General features: G+C 39.9%; 27 protein-coding genes and 1 riboswitch. Of the genes, 8 read left to right on the top strand and 19 right to left on the bottom strand.

Annotated features, from left to right (window positions below; all coding sequences use genetic code 11):
* Window positions 1-15: 15 nt before the first annotated feature.
* Entirely contained in the window at window positions 16-1,083 is a 1,068-nt protein-coding gene (locus KHA88_RS14335) for an NAD(P)/FAD-dependent oxidoreductase (RefSeq protein ID WP_213122266.1), read from the bottom strand.
* Window positions 1,084-1,297: 214 nt separating this feature from the next.
* Between KHA88_RS14335 and KHA88_RS14330 the strand changes: the two genes are divergently transcribed.
* Window positions 1,298-1,534, top strand: coding sequence for a YuzB family protein (locus KHA88_RS14330; RefSeq protein ID WP_213097949.1), 237 nt, complete (start codon window positions 1,298-1,300; stop codon window positions 1,532-1,534).
* Window positions 1,535-1,621: 87 nt separating this feature from the next.
* Window positions 1,622-1,984 carry a HesB/IscA family protein gene (locus tag KHA88_RS14325; RefSeq protein ID WP_213097950.1) on the top strand — a complete coding sequence of 121 codons (363 nt, stop codon included), beginning with the start codon at window positions 1,622-1,624 and terminating at the stop codon, window positions 1,982-1,984.
* Between the two features lie 113 nt (window positions 1,985-2,097).
* Here KHA88_RS14325 and KHA88_RS14320 read toward each other — a convergent pair whose 3' ends face one another.
* The gene (locus KHA88_RS14320; RefSeq protein WP_213097951.1) at window positions 2,098-2,424 is read right to left on the bottom strand and encodes a YuzD family protein; all 327 of its coding nucleotides are present in this window, start codon (window positions 2,422-2,424) and stop codon (window positions 2,098-2,100) included.
* A gap of 106 nt (window positions 2,425-2,530) precedes the next feature.
* Between KHA88_RS14320 and KHA88_RS14315 the strand changes: the two genes are divergently transcribed.
* Entirely contained in the window at window positions 2,531-2,767 is a 237-nt protein-coding gene (locus tag KHA88_RS14315) for a NifU family protein (RefSeq protein WP_213097952.1), read from the top strand.
* Window positions 2,768-2,806: 39 nt separating this feature from the next.
* On the opposite strand, the gene yutH is transcribed toward KHA88_RS14315, so the two are convergent.
* A complete protein-coding gene (gene yutH / locus KHA88_RS14310) occupies window positions 2,807-3,808 on the bottom strand; it encodes a spore coat putative kinase YutH (protein WP_213097953.1) in 1,002 nt (333 codons plus the stop codon).
* 142 nt (window positions 3,809-3,950) lie between these two features.
* On the opposite strand from yutH, the gene KHA88_RS14305 reads away from it, so the two are divergent.
* The gene (locus KHA88_RS14305; RefSeq protein WP_213097954.1) at window positions 3,951-4,451 is read left to right on the top strand and encodes a phosphatidylglycerophosphatase A family protein; all 501 of its coding nucleotides are present in this window, start codon (window positions 3,951-3,953) and stop codon (window positions 4,449-4,451) included.
* 34 nt (window positions 4,452-4,485) lie between these two features.
* Here the strand turns inward: KHA88_RS14305 and KHA88_RS14300 are convergent, their stop codons facing one another.
* Together KHA88_RS14300 and KHA88_RS14295 are read right to left on the bottom strand one after the other, a co-directional pair.
* Window positions 4,486-5,250 (bottom strand): TIGR01457 family HAD-type hydrolase, encoded by a 765-nt coding sequence (locus tag KHA88_RS14300; protein ID WP_213097955.1) that lies wholly within the window; start codon window positions 5,248-5,250, stop codon window positions 4,486-4,488.
* A 53-nt stretch (window positions 5,251-5,303) separates the two neighbouring features.
* The gene (locus KHA88_RS14295; RefSeq protein WP_213097956.1) at window positions 5,304-5,741 is read right to left on the bottom strand and encodes a DUF86 domain-containing protein; all 438 of its coding nucleotides are present in this window, start codon (window positions 5,739-5,741) and stop codon (window positions 5,304-5,306) included.
* A gap of 134 nt (window positions 5,742-5,875) precedes the next feature.
* Between KHA88_RS14295 and KHA88_RS14290 the strand changes: the two genes are divergently transcribed.
* Window positions 5,876-6,172 (top strand): cytosolic protein, encoded by a 297-nt coding sequence (locus KHA88_RS14290; RefSeq protein WP_213097957.1) that lies wholly within the window; start codon window positions 5,876-5,878, stop codon window positions 6,170-6,172.
* 39 nt (window positions 6,173-6,211) lie between these two features.
* Here the strand turns inward: KHA88_RS14290 and KHA88_RS14285 are convergent, their stop codons facing one another.
* Window positions 6,212-6,487 carry a YutD family protein gene (locus KHA88_RS14285; protein ID WP_213097958.1) on the bottom strand — a complete coding sequence of 92 codons (276 nt, stop codon included), beginning with the start codon at window positions 6,485-6,487 and terminating at the stop codon, window positions 6,212-6,214.
* Window positions 6,488-6,601: 114 nt separating this feature from the next.
* On the opposite strand from KHA88_RS14285, the gene KHA88_RS14280 reads away from it, so the two are divergent.
* Window positions 6,602-7,285, top strand: a complete 684-nt coding sequence (locus KHA88_RS14280) for a YhcN/YlaJ family sporulation lipoprotein (protein WP_213108070.1) — start codon at window positions 6,602-6,604, stop codon at window positions 7,283-7,285.
* 87 nt (window positions 7,286-7,372) lie between these two features.
* Window positions 7,373-8,362 carry a M23 family metallopeptidase gene (locus KHA88_RS14275; protein ID WP_213097960.1) on the top strand — a complete coding sequence of 330 codons (990 nt, stop codon included), beginning with the start codon at window positions 7,373-7,375 and terminating at the stop codon, window positions 8,360-8,362.
* Window positions 8,363-8,413: 51 nt separating this feature from the next.
* Here KHA88_RS14275 and KHA88_RS14270 read toward each other — a convergent pair whose 3' ends face one another.
* From KHA88_RS14270 to KHA88_RS14210, 13 genes are all read right to left on the bottom strand, one after another.
* The gene (locus tag KHA88_RS14270; RefSeq protein ID WP_213097961.1) at window positions 8,414-8,530 is read right to left on the bottom strand and encodes a methionine/alanine import family NSS transporter small subunit; all 117 of its coding nucleotides are present in this window, start codon (window positions 8,528-8,530) and stop codon (window positions 8,414-8,416) included.
* 1 nt (window position 8,531) lies between these two features.
* The gene (locus KHA88_RS14265) at window positions 8,532-10,052 is read right to left on the bottom strand and encodes a sodium-dependent transporter (protein ID WP_213097962.1); all 1,521 of its coding nucleotides are present in this window, start codon (window positions 10,050-10,052) and stop codon (window positions 8,532-8,534) included.
* Window positions 10,053-10,286: 234 nt separating this feature from the next.
* The gene (locus KHA88_RS14260) at window positions 10,287-11,867 is read right to left on the bottom strand and encodes a Na+/H+ antiporter NhaC family protein (RefSeq protein ID WP_213122265.1); all 1,581 of its coding nucleotides are present in this window, start codon (window positions 11,865-11,867) and stop codon (window positions 10,287-10,289) included.
* Between the two features lie 99 nt (window positions 11,868-11,966).
* A riboswitch (Lysine riboswitch) is annotated at window positions 11,967-12,150 on the bottom strand.
* A gap of 70 nt (window positions 12,151-12,220) precedes the next feature.
* Entirely contained in the window at window positions 12,221-12,979 is a 759-nt protein-coding gene (gene yunB, locus KHA88_RS14255) for a sporulation protein YunB (RefSeq protein ID WP_213097964.1), read from the bottom strand.
* 80 nt (window positions 12,980-13,059) lie between these two features.
* Window positions 13,060-13,362: a YunC family protein gene (locus KHA88_RS14250; RefSeq protein WP_213108067.1), complete on the bottom strand. Its 303-nt coding sequence runs from the start codon at window positions 13,360-13,362 to the stop codon at window positions 13,060-13,062.
* A gap of 67 nt (window positions 13,363-13,429) precedes the next feature.
* Window positions 13,430-14,788, bottom strand: a complete 1,359-nt coding sequence (locus KHA88_RS14245; protein WP_213122264.1) for a bifunctional metallophosphatase/5'-nucleotidase — start codon at window positions 14,786-14,788, stop codon at window positions 13,430-13,432.
* Window positions 14,789-14,839: 51 nt separating this feature from the next.
* The gene (locus tag KHA88_RS14240; protein WP_213097967.1) at window positions 14,840-15,685 is read right to left on the bottom strand and encodes a DUF72 domain-containing protein; all 846 of its coding nucleotides are present in this window, start codon (window positions 15,683-15,685) and stop codon (window positions 14,840-14,842) included.
* A gap of 178 nt (window positions 15,686-15,863) precedes the next feature.
* Complete coding sequence (gene sufB / locus KHA88_RS14235; RefSeq protein WP_213097968.1) at window positions 15,864-17,261, bottom strand: Fe-S cluster assembly protein SufB; 1,398 nt, start codon at window positions 17,259-17,261, stop codon at window positions 15,864-15,866.
* A gap of 19 nt (window positions 17,262-17,280) precedes the next feature.
* Window positions 17,281-17,721 (bottom strand): Fe-S cluster assembly sulfur transfer protein SufU, encoded by a 441-nt coding sequence (sufU, locus tag KHA88_RS14230; RefSeq protein ID WP_213097969.1) that lies wholly within the window; start codon window positions 17,719-17,721, stop codon window positions 17,281-17,283.
* Window positions 17,711-18,940 carry a cysteine desulfurase gene (locus KHA88_RS14225; RefSeq protein ID WP_213122263.1) on the bottom strand — a complete coding sequence of 410 codons (1,230 nt, stop codon included), beginning with the start codon at window positions 18,938-18,940 and terminating at the stop codon, window positions 17,711-17,713. Before KHA88_RS14225 ends, sufU begins: the two co-directional genes overlap by 11 nt.
* Window positions 18,940-20,250 (bottom strand): Fe-S cluster assembly protein SufD, encoded by a 1,311-nt coding sequence (gene sufD / locus KHA88_RS14220; protein ID WP_213097971.1) that lies wholly within the window; start codon window positions 20,248-20,250, stop codon window positions 18,940-18,942. The genes KHA88_RS14225 and sufD overlap by 1 nt, the downstream gene beginning before the upstream one ends.
* 16 nt (window positions 20,251-20,266) lie before the next feature.
* Window positions 20,267-21,052, bottom strand: a complete 786-nt coding sequence (gene sufC, locus KHA88_RS14215; protein ID WP_213098879.1) for a Fe-S cluster assembly ATPase SufC — start codon at window positions 21,050-21,052, stop codon at window positions 20,267-20,269.
* Between the two features lie 194 nt (window positions 21,053-21,246).
* The gene (locus tag KHA88_RS14210; RefSeq protein WP_213098964.1) at window positions 21,247-21,441 is read right to left on the bottom strand and encodes a YuzK family famiily protein; all 195 of its coding nucleotides are present in this window, start codon (window positions 21,439-21,441) and stop codon (window positions 21,247-21,249) included.
* A gap of 577 nt (window positions 21,442-22,018) precedes the next feature.
* Here KHA88_RS14210 and KHA88_RS14205 point away from each other — a divergent pair.
* Window positions 22,019-22,276 (top strand): hypothetical protein, encoded by a 258-nt coding sequence (locus KHA88_RS14205; protein ID WP_213122262.1) that lies wholly within the window; start codon window positions 22,019-22,021, stop codon window positions 22,274-22,276.
* Window positions 22,277-22,315 lie beyond the last annotated feature (39 nt).

The raw sequence follows: 22,315 nt of genomic DNA, 5'->3' as shown, positions 1-22,315 counted from the left end.
TTTCGTGTATATAGTTTAACCTTTATGATATTTATACATCCAGAGGACGCCTGATTTCAATATACGGGCAATTCGGCCAGTGATCGCGCGTTCAGCCATCATTCCGAAACCTTGTTTTTTGCCAAGTGAACCAAGTACCCCTTTTAATTTAATGGTCGGAAGCTCTTCAGGAAGCTCTTTATCGCTCCACCGTTTAAGCATGACTTGTACAATTTGTTCGGCTTGACCTTCTGCTAGCTGTGCACTAGGCGCATACGGAAGGCTTGCGCAGTCACCAACTACGTAAACGTGCTCATTTCCAGGAATATTGTGATATTTTGTTAGCACAACCCTGCCTTGTTGGTCTTTTTCCGCATCCATTTCTCTAACCAAGTGATTAGGTTGAATACCTGCTGTCCATACAATGACGTCTGATTGAACAGGTTCGTCATTATTATATAAAATCCCCTCTTCAACCTTCGTAATATTCGCTTCGTTAACTACATCCACACCATTCGTATTGAACCAATTTTGCACATAGCGGCTAATCCTTTCAGGAAAAGAAGAAAGAATCGTTTTTCCACGATCAAATAGCTTAATCTTCAGATCCGGACGGCTTTCTCGAAGTTCACTTGCAAGTTCAATACCGCTTAAGCCCCCACCTACAATACTTACAACCGAATTCGCAGGCAAGTTATTAAGCGTTTGGTATGTGTCTCGAGCCTTTCCGATCGTTTGTATACTGTGGGTATGAATATTAGCACCTGGTATATTATGGAATTTATCTTCGCAACCTAGCCCGATAATCAATTCATCGTATGGAACTGGATCGGAATTAGCCATATGAATCAAATTTTCTTCTAAATCGATTTTGGTCACTTCGCCATATTGCATATGTAAATGTGGATGCTCAGGAAAAGAAACACGTACCTCTTGATCAGAGACGGTTCCCGCTGCCAGTGCATAATATTCAGTTTTTAAGGAGTGGTATGGAACTCTGTCAATAAGTGTGATCGTTACATCGTCTGGCAGGTGATTGGGCAATAATTCTCGCAAAACACGCATGTTTCCATATCCGCCGCCGAGCAGTACTAATTTTTTCATGCAAATATCTCCTTTATGCCATCTACTTGAGGAAAAATATCGAAAAAACATTTTTAAATAACCTATTATATAAATATATCCACGTAAAAGTATAGCGGATTAACCTTTTATATACAACCGTTCATATATACTTGTATACCTCCACATAATATGCATACCCGTTGACTAACACAGATGAAACGAGTAGGATTAGATTGTTAATGAGGTGATGCAAATGAATCCAATCATCGAGTTTTGTATTAGTAACTTGGGAAGCGGTGGATATGAGGCTTTGCAAGTACTCGAAGAGGATCCAGATTTGGATATTGTAGAATATGGATGTCTCGACCATTGTGGTTTATGTGGGGAAACATTATACGCACTTGTAAACGGTGAAGTGGTAACAGGAGAAACGCCCGACCTATTAGTCAAGGCTATTTACCAATACCTTGAAGATAATCCGATGTTTTAATTCGTGCTCCTCTGTTGAGAATAGGGCATGTGAGGTATATACTATAAAGTAATTACAGCATAAGCTAGGATGAGAGGGGTGGAGAAAATGAGTGCAATCATTACACTGACAGAAGCAGCAGCTTTGCAAATCCAGGATATGATGAAACAAAATGGAGAAGAAAATGCTTATTTTCGATTTTCTATTAATGGTGGTGGCTGTAGCGGTTTATCCTACGGTATGAGCTTAGAACATGAAAAGGCAGAATCTGATCAATATTTTGAGCAAAATGGCATCCACGTTGTGATTGATGAAGAAAGTGCTCCACTATTGACTGGAACAGTCATTGATTATAAGCAATCCCTGATGGGCGGTGGCTTTACGATTGACAATCCTAACGCCCTTGTTTCCTGCGGCTGCGGTTCATCTTTCCGTACAGCTAAAGTTGAAGGAAATCCTGAGAAATGTTAAAACTTGGACCTGAACAATGATGTTCAGGTCTTTTTTATTGTTTTTGTATAGTCAAAGATTTATGAGAACTGAATAGGTAACTTTTTAGAAAAACGGGCATCTACTTCAATTGTTTACTCCTCTGCCCGGTAGCCATATTTCTCCATTTCCTTAAATAAATCTTTAAGCCGGGGATTGCCCTCACCGATAATTTCGCCACGAATTGTAACTACTGGGTAAAATAAATCTTCCTCAATGACTCGCTCAGCAAATTGTCTTATTTTTTCCGCTTCGGGGGGATCATAAATATCAACATATTGTATCTTAAAGGATTGCTCGGGAAATTTTCTTGAAATCGCCGCCTCCAGCCATTCGTATGTATCTAGAGATGACGGCAAACCAACACAGCTTGCACAAATTTGTTCTGCTCCATAAACAAAAATTTCAACCTCCTGTTTCATATCTACCTTCCCTCCTTTACCTTATTGTATAGTTATTTCAACTCAGTTATCTAGATTTTTTTGTTCAATCTGATTATAATGGTAATAAGGAAAGGAGTCGATATCAATGTATGAGCCAACAATTACAGAACAAGTACAGGAAGTTTTAGATAAATTGCGCCCATTCCTGCTTCGTGATGGCGGAGACTGTGAACTCGTTGATGTGGATGAGGGAATTGTGAAGCTACGTTTACTTGGTGCTTGCGGAACTTGCCCGAGCTCAACCATTACATTAAAAGCCGGGATTGAACGAGCCTTAGTTGAAGAAGTACCTGGAATATTAGAAGTTGAACAAGTATTTTAAATTAATATAACGCGATCCGGCATTCACCGGATCGTTTTTTTAATTCCTTAGCCAGTCAAGCACAGGCAATTGTTTATGATCCACGTAAGCAATATAATAAAAATTTCCGAGAAACATTTCATAGTCCTTTGAATCCCTGATGTAACGGCTCAGCCTTTCTTCCAATTGCTTCTTAGTCCATTGTGAACCCGTTATATAATAATCTTCCACACATGTAAAGTAATGTAGAGGGAATAACAGCCGCGCATATAAAAGTCGCCAAGAAAATGATGATAATGGAGCAATGGACTCATATCCTTGCAAAAATTTTGAAACCTCGGGCTGAAAAGATCTACGGTTTCGAAAATAACAGTCCCTCACCCATTCTGCCAAATCCCTCGAAGGGTGGTCGAAAACCCAATCAAATGGATTTCTAATCTCCATTGAACTTTTCCATAATTCGTTATTGAAATGTAGATTGCAAATAGTCCCCCGATCCGAAATATGAGGCGCTTCATCAAGCTCCGTATCGGTTAAATATTGAATTGCATTTTCGCATAGGCCCAGATAATAAGGAAAGGATTTAATAAAGAGCCTGTCAAATTCTTCATCTGATTGTTCTCGTAGCAAACCTCCCCAAACTCTTTCCATTTGCTCAAGTCTTTTAACCCATAAAGATTTCCACTCTCCCATTCGATTTGCTTCAGTAATAGTCGCTTGAAGTGCCTTTCCCCGTTCATGAAACTTCGCAAGTTTTACCCCAATATTATTGTTTCTTGAAGGTGGAAAATTATGATTATGCAACAAGCAAAAGTCTTGATCCTTGTGTGTAACAAGGTATTTTTGATCAATTCCTGGAACAAAAATTGAAACTCTTTTATCCCCATACTTTGCCATATGGTCTGACATCTCATATAATTCAATTAATGCGTCTTGTTCCATATGCGTCACCGGAATAATAGTATAGAGTGAGTTATTTACAACATACCGAACCGCTCTTCCATCATTTAACGATTTTTCCGGTTTTATTCCGAAGTATTTTTCCAATACTTCTACTGACATTCAGCATCCCCTCTTTATCATCGATTGCTGTTTATTCATGTATATGAGGATAAAAAGATTTCTTGCTGAGTTTCTAATTTTGAATAGCTAGTGGAAAAAATAAGCATAGTTGTAAACATGTAGTGAAGGGAGTCCCAGACAAATGGAGAACGAACGAAAAATTAGTATTTCCGAGGAAACAGCACGCCGTTGGTTAAAAGAACGGGGTGTGACAATCGAAGATATTGCTGAACTGGTAATGTATCTACAGAAAAAATATCATCCAGGCTTAAAAGTTGAGGAATGTATTTACAATATTGAACGTGTACTTCAAAAAAGGGAAGTTCAGAATGCAATTTTAACGGGAATTCAGTTAGATATGCTTGCTGAAAGTGGGAAGCTTGAGGAACCCCTGCAAAGTATTATTGCAAGCGACGAGAGTCTTTATGGAGTAGATGAAATTCTCGCCTTTTCAATTGTAAACGTATATGGATCCATTGGATTTACAAATTACGGATATATCGATAAACAAAAACCGGGTATTCTAGAAAAGCTGAATGATCATTCTACCGGAAAATGTCATACATTCCTTGATGATATTGTCGGAGCAATAGCCGCTGCCGCCTCAAGCCGTCTGGCTCACAGTGTAAGAGGAGAAGTTTAATAAAAAAAAGGCCGAAATTCAGTTCGGCCTTTTTTTATATATGCCAATCAGCAAGTGAATCAACCACATACGTAGGCTTGGTTTCTATATCTGCAAGAATTTCTTTTGTAGTGACACCCGTATGTACAAGCAAAGTATCAAGACCAGCATTGATTCCGGCAAGGATATCGGTATCATAGTTATCTCCTACCATGAGCGTCTCTGTTTTCGTTGTCCCGAGTGTCTCAAGTGCTTGCTCCATAATAATGGAATGCGGTTTACCGATAAATATCGGTTCAGTTTGTGTGGAAACTGATATGACAGAGGTAAGCGCCCCATTGCCTGGAAGAAGCCCCCTCTCAGTAGGAAGTGCTATATCGCCATTCGTTGAAATAAACATTGCCCCTCTTCGGACGGCTAAACATGCTTTTGTTAATTTTTCATAATTGATGTCTCGATCGATGCCAATCACGACGGCATCTGGCCGCTCATCTGTAAGGGAAAATCCTTTTTCGGAAAGTGCTGTCAAGAGCCCAGCTTCTCCAATGGCGTACACATTCGCATCAGGCTTATTTTCAAACAAATACTTGGCAGACGCCATTGAAGTTGTAAAAATATGATGCTCCTTTGCATCGATGCCAAAAAATCGCAGATGCTCTGCCGCCTGTTTTGGTGTTTTAGAAGAATTGTTAGTAACAAACAAATAAGGAATTCCTTTATCCTTCAATTTAATAACAAACTCAACAGCTTCTTCAATCTTTTCTGTTCCCCGATACATCGTGCCGTCAAGATCAATTAAATATCCTTTATATTGTTTCATATGCCTCTATCTTCCCTTTCTAAAAGAACAAAAACGCCTTCATCGAAAGCGCCTTAATTCTTAAATGCAGATACCGGACCGAGCTCATTTGTTAAATATGTACGAACACTTGGAGAGAATTGCTGAAGAACATCAACGTTACGTATGAAAACTTCTAGAAGTGCACGATGATCAATATCCACATATTGCTGAACAAGCATTTTTCTAAACATAATGATGTCCTTCAATACAGCAGATAATTCTTCGGAGACAACTTTTTCATCAGTGAGAATATCAACAATATCCTCATAACTTCCGGGGTCTCTCATGATAAAACCATCTATCATAGCATTTCCTGTATCAAGCACTGATTCAATAATAGTATGCGCCGAACGTTCCAGTGCCAATTTCTCAATTGCTGTTTCCCAGCTTTCACTTTTTTCGATTAGTAAAAGTTGCTGTTCCATAAATTTCAACAATGACTCAATTTTTTCGCGATCCACAAAATACATGCCATCATAACACTCCCATCTTAAACCTTCCCTTTCATCTTATCAAAAAAGATGATGCATGGTCCAATTGGATCACCACCGAATGGAATGAAGCTATATGGGCAATATATGGGTAAAAAAAGGTGGACTGACTTATGGACAATAATCCAGATAAAGAGAAAATGACCTATACCGATTTATCCAATGTAGAAACACAGAGAAATTTTATTATCCCCGAGGATTTACCAGAAGGACCTTATGGGTCTTCTCGAGGCAAAGATAAACCTGTTGAAAACAAGTCCACTCCTTGGAAAGAAGGGCAGCGCTCATACAGCGCCTTTAACTACGAATTTAAATCCATGCACGAGAACAAGCCCCGAAACTTTCCAGGTGCTCATCCAACACATGATGACCCGGAACGGGAATCTCAACCACCATATGAAGATAGTTGAAAAATTCGCCATGACCTGTAATTCATTTGCAGGTCATGGTTAATTTTCTGTTTTTTTCAATACGAAATATGCGCAGCCAAAATTGCAATACTCATATAAATACTCAGTTAGCGTGCCTATTTTTGTATCAAAAGATGCCTTTTGATTTTGATCGGAAAAAAATCCTTTTAAACGCAGCTGCCCGTATCCCCAGTCCCCAACAATATAATCATATTTCGATAAAATATCACTGAAACGTGCTCGAAAAGCTTCTTCATTAAAACCTTCACGAAAATCCTTAATCAATTCATATTGATGATTATTGATATTTATCACTTTTTCCCCTCCGCTTTATAACAAGTACTAAATAAATTATAGCTCAATCGCCAACAATTACTAAGGAAAAAAAATAATTTCCTGAGCATTCTATTAAGTGAGGGGGTGTTTTAATTGAAACACAAATGGATAGCACCCATATTTATCAGTACATTGGTGCTGGCAGCATGTGGTGCAAATGATCGAAGAGTAGCGGAAAACGACCATCTTTACCATAAAAGTGGCAATTCAATTGACGTTGCGGAACATGGTGATATTTACAACGATAATCGAAATCAAGCTAATAATGACCTTTTTGGTTTTGTTCGCCAAGTAAAAAGTCCAGTTCCAGGAGAAACCATTGACACAAAACCGATTCGGATAAATCGGGAACAAACAGCCAACAATATTAGCAAAATGGCGGTAAACCTTCCAAATGTCCAAGATGCAAGCGTCCTTGTAACGGATCAGGAAGTATTGGTGGCTTATCTAATTAATAATACGGATGAGAAAGTTCGTTTTGAAACCGCTGATCAAGTGAAAAAGATAGCAATATCGGCAGTTCCACGTTGGTTCCATATATACGTAACCGATGATCCGGCCTTAAGACAAAATGTCGAAAATATTGCATCTATGAATGCCCGCTCCACTAACAAGGATAAAACCGTCCGGGATACCGTAAATTTAATGTTAGAACGTTCTCCACAAGGACGACATTTGAATAAAGGCGAAAATGCAAATGGTGAAACAATCGGTGGGATGAATAACGATTTGGAGCGAACAAATTACAGAGAGCAATTGGAAAACACAGGAAGATAACCATATTATAATGCTTGGCTTATTGAAGAATGTTTATACTTCGAAAGCCAAGCAAGCTTACTGCACAAAATTTTGAGGTGAAGTACTATGAATAAAATATTGTTAGCAGTAATACTTCTTTTTATTTTTCCTTGGTCGAATAAAGTCGATGCACAAGAACTATCACAAAAAGAAATATATGAAAAAAGGATGGACTTATACAAAAAAACAGAGGCTAAAACAGATATTCCTTGGTATTATTTGGCGGGCATCGACCAATTTGAACGCAGCATTCGCTTAGTGAGAAAGGATCTTCCTAAACCTGACAGGATTGGAGGATATTATATACCGATTGAGAAATGGGTCGGACCCGGCAACTTGAATCATGATGATGACAATCCAATAACCATTAGTTTTTTTGACGGAGTCGGCCGAGACGGAAATGGCGATGGAAAAGCTGAACGAACCAAGGAAGAGGATCTTCTTTTTACCTTGGCACAATACATTTCCAAATATGGTGTTGATGAGAATAAATTCCGGATTGCACTATGGGATTATTATAAACGCGATTTAACGGTTAACTCTATCATGACAAATGTAAAATTGTATAAACGCTTTAACCGGATAGATCTAGATAAAAAAATGTTCCCGATTCCTAGAGGATATCACTACTCATATAAAAATACTTGGGGAGCCCGCAGAGGTTGGGGAGGAAGAAGAATCCATGAAGGTACAGATATTTTTGCCGGTTATGGAGTCCCTGTTCGGTCCATTGTATATGGAGTTGTTGAATTAAAAGGCTGGAATAAATTTGGTGGTTGGCGAGTAGGAATTCGCGACTTAAACAATACGTATCATTACTACGCACATTTAAACGGCTTTTCAAAGGATTTAAAGATAGGTGACATCGTTGAACCAGGAACAATTATTGGAAGCGTCGGCAGTTCAGGTTACGGGCCTCCTGGAACCTCGGGTAAATTCCCTCCCCACCTTCATTTTGGAATGTATAAAGATGATGGACGAAGCGTGTGGTCCTTTGATCCGTACCCTTATTTAAGGCTTTGGGAACGTCAAGAACGACAAAAAGATTCTAAATAAAAAAGCTTCAGGTTAACCCGAAGCTTTTTTTCTCGTCTAGCTTTTGTTCTCTTATCTATTTCTTTTTGCTTCCTTTGCTTTTGAAATAGCGAGTGCTACACTTGCACCAAAACCTCCCCATATAATGAGAACTCCGATAATCATCATCGTAATTGCACTTGCACTCATATCAGGATACCTCCTTCTCATTACGGGAAACTGGCAATTCAAGAGCATGCCCTTTCCACGGTTTTATCGTGAATAACACTCCGACAAAAATGGCACCAAGTGCAACCGTCCAACCGTATTTAAACAGGAACTCACGAGGATAATCTCCACCACCATAATCTCCAACAAGGTTCTGGCGTAAATTATCATACATCATATAACCAAGGACAATTGGCGTGATAACCGACAGGCTGATTCTCCACCAAGCCCCAAGTCTTATATCGGAAACTGAATCAGCATGTGCCTGAAGAGGCTTAAGCTGCTTGGCAAACCAAGCGATAAAGATAACCTCAAACAATCCGGCCATAGCGACACCAAACTGGTTAATAAAGTAGTCTGCCACATCCAGTAAATTGAGACCGTTTTGTGTAGCAAAAGCAAGGGAAATAATAGCAGTTAGGCCACCGCCGACAGAAACAGCCATTTTCCGGGACACATTAAATTTTTCCTGGATTCCGGCCACATACGTCTCCGTGATCGAGATAAGCGATGTAAGACCTGCTAATGTCAATGAAACGAAGAACAAAATACCGAATGCTTGGTTAAATGCAGGTAACTCGTTGATAATTGTTGGGAAAACGGAGAATGCTAGCAACACTCCTCCTTTTACAACTTCATCAACTGGAACTCCTTGCTGAGCAGCCATGAATCCCAATGCCGCAAATACACCAAATCCGGCAAGTAACTCAAAACCGGAGTTAGCGAATCCGGTAATAAAAGCACTATTTGTAATATCAGACTTCTTCGGCAAATAACTAGAATAAGTAATCATAATGGCAAAGCCGATTGATAAGCTGAAGAAAATTTGTCCGTATGCAGCAACCCAAACTTTCCCGTTCATAAGAGAAGACCATTCAGGTTTAAAAAATTGGTTTAACCCCTCAATTGCACCATTCAAAGTGAGAGCTCGTATAACGATAATAGTAAATAAGACAACAAGCAACGGAATCATGATCTTTGTAGCAACCTCGATTCCTTTTTTAACACCTGCAAATAATATGCCGAGAGTAATTATCCAGACTAGTAATAATGGAATAAGGACACCAGGTACAAAGCTTCCCATTGAAGCTGTATCGCCCACTTTTAAATAATCGGCAATCAAAAAGTTCGTTGTATCTTTGCCCCAATCCAGCTTGAAGGAGAAATAAGTATACGCTAGCGCCCAGGCAATGATGACTGCGTAATATGTTGCAATGACAAATGAAATACAAATTTGCCACCAGCCGATCCATTCTCCGCCTCTTTTGACTCTTGCCAAGGATAATGGTGCTGAGCCCCGGTACTTATGCCCAATGGCAAACTCAAGGATTAAAAGCGGGATACCTGCAGTCAACAATGCGAATAAATATGGAAGAAAGAAAGCTCCTCCACCATTATCATACGCAACCGCTGGAAAGCGCCAAATATTCCCGAGGCCGATCGCAGAACCAACAGCGGCAAAGATAAAACCGGCTCTTGATCCAAACTGCGCACGATTTTCCATTTAATTTCCCCCTTTTTCTTCCGAATAAACGGAAGGTTCTATGTTTTCAGATTATTAAACCTAATCTAAAATTAGTATAGCTATTTGGGCCTAACTTGTCAAAATAAATATTTATTTATTCACAATTCTTTTTCAATAATAAATTTCAAGAAAACTTTTCTTGTAATAAATTATATTAATATACTTTTTAACACAAAAGGACAGCGGCACTCGCTGTCCTTTTGACCTATTTTATTAAACTTCTTGATTAATTGGGGATAGTCGTGTCTTACTTCTTTCCATCCAAATTGTAAAAAGTACAAGCAAAATACCGATGGTAAGTAGCCCGAAAGCCGTTATACCTGTGATCCCCATGACAATATAACCAATCGCTGAAATAATTGCCGCCAGCACGGCATATGGGAGCTGGGTGAGAACATGGTCCATATGGTTACAGCCAGCACCTGTCGATGACAAAATGGTCGTATCAGATATGGGTGAACAATGATCTCCCAATACCGAACCTGCAAGTACAGCTGCCATAGCTGGTAAAAGCAGAGAAATATCTGTTGCCGCCATTATTTGGCCTGCAATCGGCAGTAAAATTCCAAATGCGCCCCATGAAGTTCCTGTAGAAAATGCCATCAAGCCGGCACCAAAAAACAAGATTACTGGTAAGAACACTGGGTTTAATTGAGAATTTTGTACGATACTTGCTAAATAACTACCAGTACCCAATTCATCGATAAGTGCACTAATTGCCCACGCAAACAGCAAAATTAATACAGCCGGCAACATTGATCTAATTCCAACACTTAATCCTGTTACGAGAAACTTGGAATCCAAAGACTTATATTTTGCTTGTTGACGGATAAATAACGCGATCGTCACGACGAGTCCGATTAAACCACCATAAAGCAGTGCCTCAGACACGTCCGCGTTTCCGAATATCTCCATGATCGTAGCTTTACCTTCGGTTTCTTTAGACCCGCTCCAAATGATTGCACCAATTGTCCCAAGGAATAGTGCGGCAATTGGCCACATCAAATCTCCAACATTGCCTTTTTCACTTACTGGTAAATCTTCTTTTGCTTGGCCCGGGATTGGTTTCTCCGGATCATAAGGAATGCCCGTTGATAACGTCCGCTCTTCATGTACCTTCATCGTGCCAAAGTCAATATTGCGGGCGGCGATGATAAAGACTAAAGCCAAGGCTGTCCATACATATAAATTCATTGGCACCATTTGAAGAAAGGCAGTCAATGGAGAAATATGTGTAATATTATGTGTTACGAATACAGTCCCAATAATTCCAATAATGAAAGCACCCCAACTCGAAATTGGCGCAATAACACAAACAGGCGCCGATGTTGAGTCAATGATATATGCAAGCTTCGCTCGTGACACGCGGTGACGGTCAGTGATAGGACGCGCTACTTGGCCGACAGCAAGTGCATTGAAATAATCATCAATAAAAATAATGATGCCGAAAATAGCAGCTAAGATTTGTGCTCCAGCACGACTTTTCACTTTAGTCATCGCCCATTCTCCGAATGCACGACTTCCGCCAGCAATGTTAATGAGTGTAGTAATCGCTCCTAAAATAAATAAAAATAATATAATATATACATTCCATGTGTTCAAGCTACCTTCATCAACAAAAATACCTTTTATTGCCCCCCATAAAACAGCTCCTGTATTCACTGGATTTCCCTTTGCAAGCAGCAATGCGGATGCAATAATTCCTGTCCCTAGCGAGAGGAGCACTCGCCTTGTAATAATAACCATTACGATTGCCAATAAAGGTGGCAGTAATGAAAATATTGAATTCACCATAATACCCTCCTGATATATGAAGGAGCAACAGAAAAGCGCAAAACAAAAAGAGCAATGATAGAGATCTATCATTACTCTTGTAATGTCAGGTTCTCCATCGCGATCTGTAGCTCCCCATTTTTGGTAAAAAACACCAACCATGAGAGTGTTACTCTTATTTAAAGCAACACCAACGAAAATCAATCGACATCAATTTCCGCTTCGGCAAAAGAACCTTTTGGTTGTGATCATCGTTGTCATCCTCACACAGCCTACTCATTCCTTTTGCGCCTCTACCCCATCCGATTTTGATAAGGTTTGATATTCGGTTTTATAATTCTAATATAGCATTAATTGCTTATGCAGGCAACACCTCATGGATTGGAGGGTAGTTGGATCGATGGGCTCGTCTTCCCATTCCCATTGTAAAACTGAGGGACATTGCCTGGATAATATCCTAAAGCAATGGGAACATCTTGTTGTACGACTGCTTGTTTTGTTCCAAATGGAATAATAATTTGCACTGTAACTTCAATTTGAATCTCGACAGTAATGAATACATTATTAATTGGATACTGCTCAACTTTAGGTTTAGCATTCGTTTGGACACTGCCAATTGCTGTAAATCTAATAGGAATACGCGGCCCCAAATTACCCAGTAACGCGTTATGAGTAGCCTGACCAAGGGGAAAGGAATATACGATTCCTTCACCCAAATTTGATTTTTCATAATCAATTTCAACATCGGTTTCGGCTTCAAGCGCTTGAAGGTTTCCACTTTCTGCCTTTTTTAAATTTTGTTGTATCGCCCTCGACAATTCCGAGGCAGTCTCGTTTATTATATCAGTTTTAAATTGTACCGATGTTCCCCCGACACCATTCGGTACAATTTCCGTAACTTCACGTATATCTTTAACATTTGGAAGAACTTCTTTTATCGCCTTGTTAATAACCAACGGTGCGATTTTTTTCGTCTGTGATTCGGCATAATCAATTAATGTTGGCTTGATACCTTTATTCACAATCCAAAGTCCTGCAGCTGTGGAAAAAATAAAAAAGACAAATGATAATAATAATACGTATCGGAACGGCAAAGGGCCGCGCCGTATATTGCGAGCGCGAAAGACGGCCAAAAAAATCCCCCCCTGTGAACAAATATATGCTCATAAGGAGGGTTATAGGGCTAGTTTATGAAATTATGCTTTTGAGGCTTCTAAACCATCTTCAATAACGCCTCTTTGCCTATCATACCAGCATGAATTCCAAGTTTCTCGGCTGCAACCGTCACGGATTCCAGCGGGGCTTCCATCAACTGTTCAATTGTTTTAACTCCAATAGCCCTTCCGGCTAGAATTTGACGGTTGGAAAGAAGCCTATTAAGCAAAGCAACATCGAGTGCACCGCACATAATATACCCTTTGTCGTTTGAGATAGTTAGTAATGTTGTTTTTGGCAGTGATACTGAAGTTGCAATAAATGTTTGGCCATCTATAATCAAAGGTTTCACAGAAACCATATCATCCACTCCTTCCACTACTCATATGTATGAGTGGACATGATAATAGTTTACTCCCAACTTGTTTTTAAGGTTGTCTCAATTTCCAAGCCATAATATCGCGAAGAAACTCGGGCATATAATAGTGCTTCACTCGGGAACGCCGTATTTCCGGAAAAAATTTGCCAAAGGTAAACATGTCTGTTGTTCCAAGTTTATAGATTTTATCAGGGTTAATTGGTTCTTCTCCTATATATATTTCATGATGGCTTTTATCAATTATTATTCCGTGAAAAATAAATGTGCCCATCACTTGGCCTCTAAATCCTAAACCTTTTAATTCTAGATTCACCCAACTGGCATCTTGTGCATGTAATAGGACTTCTTTTAACTCTGCCCCTGACAACTCAACAGTACACGGATTAATAGGATGAGGAAGCATCTGGTGAAGATCGTACTTGGTCACTCTTCCTTTCGTAAGTGATTTGAGTACAAGCCCCGAATTAATGAGTGAACAATCTGCATTGCACCACTCATGAAGGGCTTCACACAACAGTGCCGGAAGTTGTGATGGTTTATCCCAAGCAAAATCGAGTGTTTCTTTTATCGTTGTAATTTCTATATCCAATTGTTTTTTCCCTATTTGATCAAAGCTTATAATTTGTTGTTGTTCATTAATGGGCCTAGGCAAAGATGCCGTTTCATATATTGTCGCTTGAATTTGTTTTGGAGCATTTTTCTTTAGTAGTGCCGTAACATATCCTATATATTCCCCATACCGGCCTGCTGCAGCCATCATTGATCGTCCAGCTGCTTTTCCTTCGGGAAAAAGATGGTGTGTATGGCCACCCAATATCAAATCCACTTGCGGAAAAAGTTCGGCAATTTTTTCATCATCATGAATCCCTAAATGGGAAAGAACGATAATCATATCCGTTTTTTCTTTTAGTCTATTTAATTGAATTTCAAGTTCAGTAAACGGCTCAGAGAGTTTCCACTCAAGCAATTCATACAGTTTTTGATAATAAGTAGTAATGCCTGTTACAGCTATTTTTCTTCCTTGTTTTGTCTCATAAATTCGGTATGGTAACGCCCAATCAGGCTTTTTGTAATCTGGAAAGTATAAATTAGCTGCTATTACATCGAATTCTGCTTCTTCATACATCTCATTTAAATCCCTGTGTGGTAAGGTGATGCCTTCATTATTTCCGATCGTTACAGCAGTATAGCCTGCTTCATTCAGTAATTTTACATTTCCTTTTCCCATTGTTCCCTCTGTAAAGGGATGCCAGCGATCGGCAAAATCACCGATATCAAATATAAATACCTCTTCTCCGGCAGCTTCATGAGAAGCCTTACGATCTTTTAAAAATGCCTGGATTCTTGGCCAGTTTTCAAAATGACTATGTATATCATTTGTGTGGTAAATATGGATTTTTTCGTTCATATGGACACTTCCTATCGATGGCGACAATAATGTCTAACGTCTTGTTATTCTCTAAAACAAATCAAGTTGCCTCGCTGCTAATCCAGTATATTCTATTTGCATTTTTTCAATTAACTGTTTAGCATTTTCAGCGGCATCACCGCCTGAATTATTGTTAAAAAGTATATAAATATCTTTTGTTGATTCCTGAAGTTTAAGTATGTATTTTTTCCATTCAAGCAGTTCCATTTCATTATACCGATATAAGTAACGAACTTCACGCCAATTTTTCCCATTCGGCTGCATCCAGGCGCCCACATTTCGACCATGCAGACGGACGAGTGTTTTTTCTTTGTTAGTAGCATGCAATACCGTTGGAATTGATCCAAGCCCTGCTTGTGGTTCATCACAAATACTATGAATCCAACCCTCTTCCTCCATAAACTGAAGTGTTCGATTTTTATATTGTGGATAAAACCATGATTGGTTCCGAAATTCTAATGCAATCGGAATCCCAGCCATTCTTTCACGACAATATCGCAAGTAAGCTACATTTTCCTTCGTACAATCAAACCATGGAGGAAATTGGAATAAGACCATTGCCAATTTTCCACTTTTTATGCATGGATCAAGGGATAAAATAAATGCTTTAAACATTTCTTCCTTCGTCGCAAAAGGAATATCGCCTCTTTGGTGCCCTGTCATTCCCTGGTATGCTTTAACGACAAATCTGAATCCGGACGGTGTATCACATACCCATTTTTCTATATTCCGTTCTGGCTGGATGGCATAAAAAGAAGTATCAACTTCGACGGTCGGAAAATGAGCGCTGTATTCTTGAAGTTTATCCTTAGCAACAATTCCTTTTCGATACAGTGTATCGTGGTCTCCCCAGCCTGTTACTCCAATATAAATCATACCTTTCACCTGCTTTAAGTTAAAATATGAATATTGTTATTTTTGTTTGTCGTCATTACGCGCTTATTGGCCGTCACCTCATTTATGGGCCATGTACGCTATATAAGAGTTATTTCCCTCTTATATAATACAAAAAACCCACCCAGCTGCGATAGCCGGACGGGTTGGGAGATATATGTTAACCGATGGAGCCTTCCATTTCGAACTTGATCAAACGGTTCATTTCTACGGCATATTCCATTGGTAGTTCTTTCGTAAATGGCTCGATAAAGCCCATGACGATCATTTCAATTGCTTCTAACTCAGGTACTCCACGGCTCATCAAGTAGAAGAGCTGTTCTTCGGAAACTTTAGAAACCTTCGCTTCGTGTTCAAGTGAAATGTTGTCATTCAAGATTTCGTTGTACGGAATTGTATCTGATGTTGATTTATCATCTAAAATCATCGTGTCACACTCAATATTAGAACGGGCACCGTCAGCTTTGCGGCCAAAGTGAACAATTCCACGATATGTGACCTTTCCTCCATGCTGGGACATGGATTTTGAGACGATTGTTGAAGATGTGTTTGGTGCCAAGTGCATCATTTTTGCTCCTGCATCTTGATGCTGGCCTTTTCCAGCCAAAGCAATCGACAATGTTAATCCACGAGCTCCTTCACCTTTAAGGAGAACTGCAGGGTATTTCATCGTCAATTTCGATCCGATATTACCGTCAATCCATTCCATAGTCGCACGCTCTTCACAAACCGCACGCTTTGTAACTAGGTTATAAACGTTATTTGCCCAGTTTTGAATGGTTGTGTAACGGCAATATGCATCTTTTTTAATGATGATTTCTACAACCGCACTATGAAGTGAGTTTGTTGTATAAACAGGAGCTGTACAACCTTCAACGTAGTGAACAGATGCGCCTTCATCAACGATAATAAGCGTACGCTCAAACTGACCCATATTCTCGGAGTTAATCCGGAAGTATGCTTGAAGCGGTGTATCAACTTTTATTCCTGGTGGAACATAAATGAATGATCCGCCGGACCAGACTGCAGAGTTTAGGGCTGCAAATTTATTATCAGCTGGTGGGATGACAGTTGCCCAGTGCTTGCGGAAAATGTCTTCATTTTCTTTAAGTGCTGAGTCAGTATCCTTGAAGACAATTCCCATCTCTTCAAGATCTTCTTTCATGTTGTGGTATACAACTTCTGATTCATATTGTGCAGAAACACCTGCAAGGTATTTTTGCTCAGCTTCAGGAATTCCCAATTTATCAAACGTTTGCTTGATTTCTTCAGGAACCTCGTCCCAGCTGCGCTCTGTTTGCTCGGATGGTTTTACATAGTATCTAATTTCGTCAAAATTGAGTGAGTTTAGATCCCCACCCCATTGTGGCATTGGCATTTTATAAAATTGCTCAAGTGATTTCAGACGGAAATCGAGCATCCACTGTGGCTCATCTTTCATTCTCGAAATTTCTTCTACAATTTCTCGTGTTAATCCGCGCTCTGAACGAAAGACTGAAACGTCTTTATCACTAAAGCCATATTTGTATTCCCCAATTTCAGGAGCTTTTTTAGCCATACGTCATTCCTCCATTCACCTATTGTGGTTCATTTAATCCTTTTTCCATCGCCTTCCATGCAAGTGTTGCACATTTAATACGAGCTGGAAATTTGGATACTCCCTGTAGTGCTTCGATATCACCCAGGTCAAGGCTCTCATCTTCAGCAAAGTCTTTCCCCTGAATCATATCGGAGAAAATTTGTGAAAGCTTAAAGGCAGTATCCACTTCTTGCCCAATAATGGTTTGTGTCATCATTGATGCAGATGCCATCGAAATGGAACAGCCTTCACCATCAAATTTTGCATCCGTTACTTTCCCATCCTCCACCTTCATCGTCAGATGGATCCGGTCTCCACATGTCGGGTTATTCATATCGACTGTCAAGCTGCCATCTTCCAGGCTGCCTTTGTTTCGCGGGTTTTTATAATGATCCATAATTACTTGGCGGTAAAGGGTATCTAGGTTATTAAAAGACATTCGTGAAATACTCCTTTGTTTTGACAAGCCCTTCCACAAGCTTATCAATGTCTTGTTCTGTGTTATATATATAAAAGCTTGCCCTTGCTGTTGCAGATACATCCAGCCATTTCATGAGCGGCTGTGCACAGTGATGGCCTGCACGAACTGCAATACCTTCAGCATCAAGGACTGTAGCTACATCATGTGGATGAACATCGTCCATATTAAAAGTAATAACACCAACACGTTTATTAGCTTCTTTTGGCCCGAAAATAGTCAGACCATCAATGGTGGACATCTTTTCCAGTGCATATGCAGCAAGCTGATGTTCATGTGCCAAAATATGATCGAGACCTATTTCATTTAAAAAATCGATGGCGGCACCAAGTCCGATTGCACCTGCAATAATAGGAGTTCCCGCCTCAAATTTCCACGGAAGTTCTTTCCATGTAGATTCTTGCATACCTACAAAATCAATCATTTCTCCGCCGAACTCGATCGGCTCCATTTTCTCTAAATGTTCTTTCTTTCCATAAAGGACGCCAATTCCTGTTGGGCCACACATTTTATGGCCAGAAAAAGCGTAGAAATCACAGTTTAGATCACGAACATCAATCTTCATGTGAGGCGCACTCTGTGCACCATCCACTACCATTACCGCTCCCTTTTCATGGGCAATCGCAGCAATTTCTTTAATAGGATTGATGACGCCAAGCACATTGGAAACATGCATGACGGAAACAATTTTTGTTTTCGCAGTAATTGTTTTACGAGCGTCTTCAAGATCAATTGTCCCATCTGTTTGCAGAGGTAAATATTTGAGCTCAGCACCAGTCTGACGAGCAAGCTGCTGCCATGGGATAATATTGCTGTGATGTTCCATATAGGTAATGACAATTTCATCACCTTCACTAAGGTTGGCTCGCCCGTAGCTTGCGGCTACCGTATTCAAAGCTGTTGTTGTCCCTCTAGTGAATATGATTTCTTCTGTTGAAGCGGCATTGATAAACTTACGGACCTTTTCACGTGCTCCTTCGTATTTATCTGTCGCTCTTGTCCCCAAAGTATGGACACCCCTGTGCACATTCGAGTTATACTCACGGTAATACGCATCTATTGCTTCGATTACCTGCACAGGCTTTTGTGAGGTCGCGGCGCTGTCCAGATAAACGAGCGGATGCCCGTTTACATCCTGGTCTAGTATTGGGAATTGTTTGCGCACCTCTGCAACATTCATTAGCGTAAATTCCTTTCAATTAGATCAATTAGCTGACGCTTAACTGCTTCAATTGGAAGTTTTTCTACTACTGGCGCAAGGAATCCGTGGATAATCAAGCGTTCTGCTTCAGCTTTTGTAATGCCTCGGCTCATCAAGTAGTAAAGCTGCATTGGATCCACACGTCCTACAGAAGCTGCGTGACCTGCCATTACATCATCTTCATCAATGAGAAGAATGGGGTTTGCGTCTCCACGAGCTTTTTCACTTAGCATTAATACGCGTGACTCTTGCACAGCATTAGCTCCTGAAGCACCTTTCTCAATCTTTCCAATTCCATTAAAAATGGAAGATGCTTGATCCTTCATAACACCGTGCTTCAAGATAAAGCCTTCCGTATTCTTCCCAAAGTGAACGATGCTCGTTGTGAAGTTTTGCGTTTGTTTTCCTTTACCAACCACAACTGTTTTTGCATCACTGTTTGATCCGTCACCAATTAGATTTGTCGTGTTTTCAAAGATTGTATTTCCTTCATTCATCATGCCTAGCGCCCAGTCAAGACGAGCATCACGGCCAGTAACACCGCGGCGGTTCACATATACTGTCGAACCTTTAGCTAGTGTGTCAACTGAACCATATACAATGTTCGCATTATTGCCAGCGATGACTTCAGAAACAATATTAACAATACCGCTTACTTCATCTTCTGTAGAAATATAGTTTTCTACAAAAGTAACGGAACTGTTATCCTCAGCAACAACAATCACATGATTGAACGTAGCCGCTTCTTTATCATCCAAAATGTATACTGCTTGAATCGGGTCTTTTACCTCAACATTTTTCGGCACATATAGGAATACGCCACCGTTCATTAATGCTGCATGATATGCTGTTAGCTTATGTTCATTTACTTTTACAGCATCAGTCATAAAGTATTTTTGAACTAATTCGCTATGATCTTTAGCTGCTGTGAAAATATCGGTAAAAATAACACCTTGCTGCTTTAGTTCGTCAGAAAGCGACAAAAATGCAGCAGTCTGATTGTGCTGAATATACAAATTCTGATTAGTCTCATCTACGTTCACAGCAGATTTTGCAGCCTCTGGTAACTCTGTAAGTGATTGGAAAACAGAGCCTTGCGCTGCGTGCTTTGCAAATTCTGTAAAATTCCAATTAGTGATTCTTGTTTTATCTGGTTTTGGCAAGGATAGTTCTTCCACTTGACCTAAAGCATGTACTCTAAGCTCTGTAAGCCAGCTTGGTTCGCCTTTTTCCGTAGAAAAACTGCGGACATACTCCTGATCTATTGTCATTTTCGTATCAATTGTCATTTTAATCCCCCTAACCTTATGCTTCTTGACCAACTGTTTCGTCTTCGATGCCAAGTTCTGTTTTGATCCAATCATATCCTTCTGCTTCTAGACGTTGAGCCAATTCCGGACCGCCGGATTTAACTACACGTCCTTGCATCATGACATGAACATGGTCAGGAGTGATATAGTTAAGAAGGCGTTGATAGTGAGTGATGATTAAGCAACCGAAATCGCTTGAGCGCATTTCATTGATTCCTTTTGAAACTACTTTCAATGCATCGATATCAAGACCTGAGTCAATTTCGTCAAGGATGGCAATTTTTGGTTCAAGCATTAATAATTGTAAAATCTCATTACGTTTCTTTTCTCCACCTGAGAATCCTTCATTTAAATAGCGTTGAGCCATATTCGGATCCATTTCAAGTAATTCCATTTTATTATCCATTTCACGGATAAATTTCATAAGAGAAATTTCTTTTCCTTCTTCACGGCGAGAGTTAATGGATGAACGCAAAAATTCAGCATTTGTTACACCGCTAATTTCACTTGGATATTGCATAGCAAGGAAAAGACCTGCACGAGCGCGCTCGTCAACTTCCATTTCTAGTACGTCTTCACCGTCAAGATGGATTGAACCTTTTGTTACTTCATATTTAGGATGTCCCATAATAGCTGCAGACAAAGTAGATTTCCCGGTACCGTTAGGACCCATTACTGCGTGGATTTCTCCACCTTTTATTTCAAGGTTTACACCTTTAAGTATCTCTTTTCCATCGATCTCCACATGAAGATCTTTGATAGTTAGTGTTGAAGCCATGATCATACCTCCGTTATATAGAAAGTGATTTTCTTATTTTGTTGAGTTCATTCTCAATTTATTCTCATTATTATCTTATACCATATTAAAATTATTATCAACTAGGACAGAATTACGCTGACCTCGTTAAACATTAGAATACCAAAAGGCTGGCGCGATTCGCACCAGCCTTGTCTTCGTAAAAGCATCGTCTATTATCAAGTATGAATTTTTCGCTCAAGATCGGATATCAGTCTTTGGGATTTCAAGTATTCTTCTTCCCGGCTTTTTTCTATTTTCATTCTCATCTCGTGCTTTTGTTTATAAGTTTCATAGCCAACTCCGTGCGCCCCGTGCATCGCCTTTTCCATTCCATTCGTATACTGGATGTCTAGCGTATTAATAAAAACCAATCCTTTCTGATTATAAGCCCTCGATGGTTTAAATCATCTGTATCTCTTTTCCCTAATGAAAATAAATAAAACAAAAAGTTCCGGATAAACCTGGAACTTTCAGATTATCGACAAAAGGGGGCTGCCCAAAAGTCAGGTAACTGACCTTTGGTAGCCCCCTCTTATTTTAAATTTTTCGGTTAGTTAAATGGGTCTGTTGATTTCCACTCCAGGCGCTTCGCTTTCCGCGGGCGTGCCGGGGAGCCTCCTCGTCGCTTCGCTCCTGCGGGGTCTCCCCTGCCCCGTACTCCCGCAGGAGTCTTCGCGCCTTCCGCTCCAATCAACAGAGTGCAACATATAAAAGACGGGCTTAGAACTAGCCATTTTTTTTAGAAAAGAACACAAAAAAATCATCCTTTTTAATAAAATAAAGTTGCCACACACCATTTAAGAAAGGGACGATTTTTATCAGCAATTAAATGATCACGAATAAAAATGATAACATCCAAATGGAACTTCTTCCAGAGACTGAGAAAAAAAGAACCCTAAAAGAGAATTAGCCCCTACTTTCAAACCTTATAACATCCGTCAAATTTAAATGATGTTTGATATTGAAGTACTAATACCAGAGAATCATTCCGCACGCGTGGTAGATGGTATTGTTAAAGCTGTGATTCAGAAAAGAAAAATATACTACTTTATTGGTTTGGAGAAGCATCCGCTCGACTCCTGCGGGATAAGCGAGACAGCCGAGACCCTGCAGGAGCGCAGCGACGAAGCGGCTCGGCGCTCGCCCCGCGGAAAGCGAGCGGTAAGCTTCGGAAAACCTGCTCTATCCAATATAAAAAGACTGTAAACAACTCGTTTTCCCGAGTTTGTCTACAGTCTGAAGGTT

It is taken from the genome of Lederbergia citrea, assembly GCF_018343525.1.
GTDB classification, from domain to species: domain Bacteria; phylum Bacillota; class Bacilli; order Bacillales; family Bacillaceae_C; genus Lederbergia; species Lederbergia citrea.
This window is presented reverse-complemented; position numbering and strand designations above follow the sequence as displayed.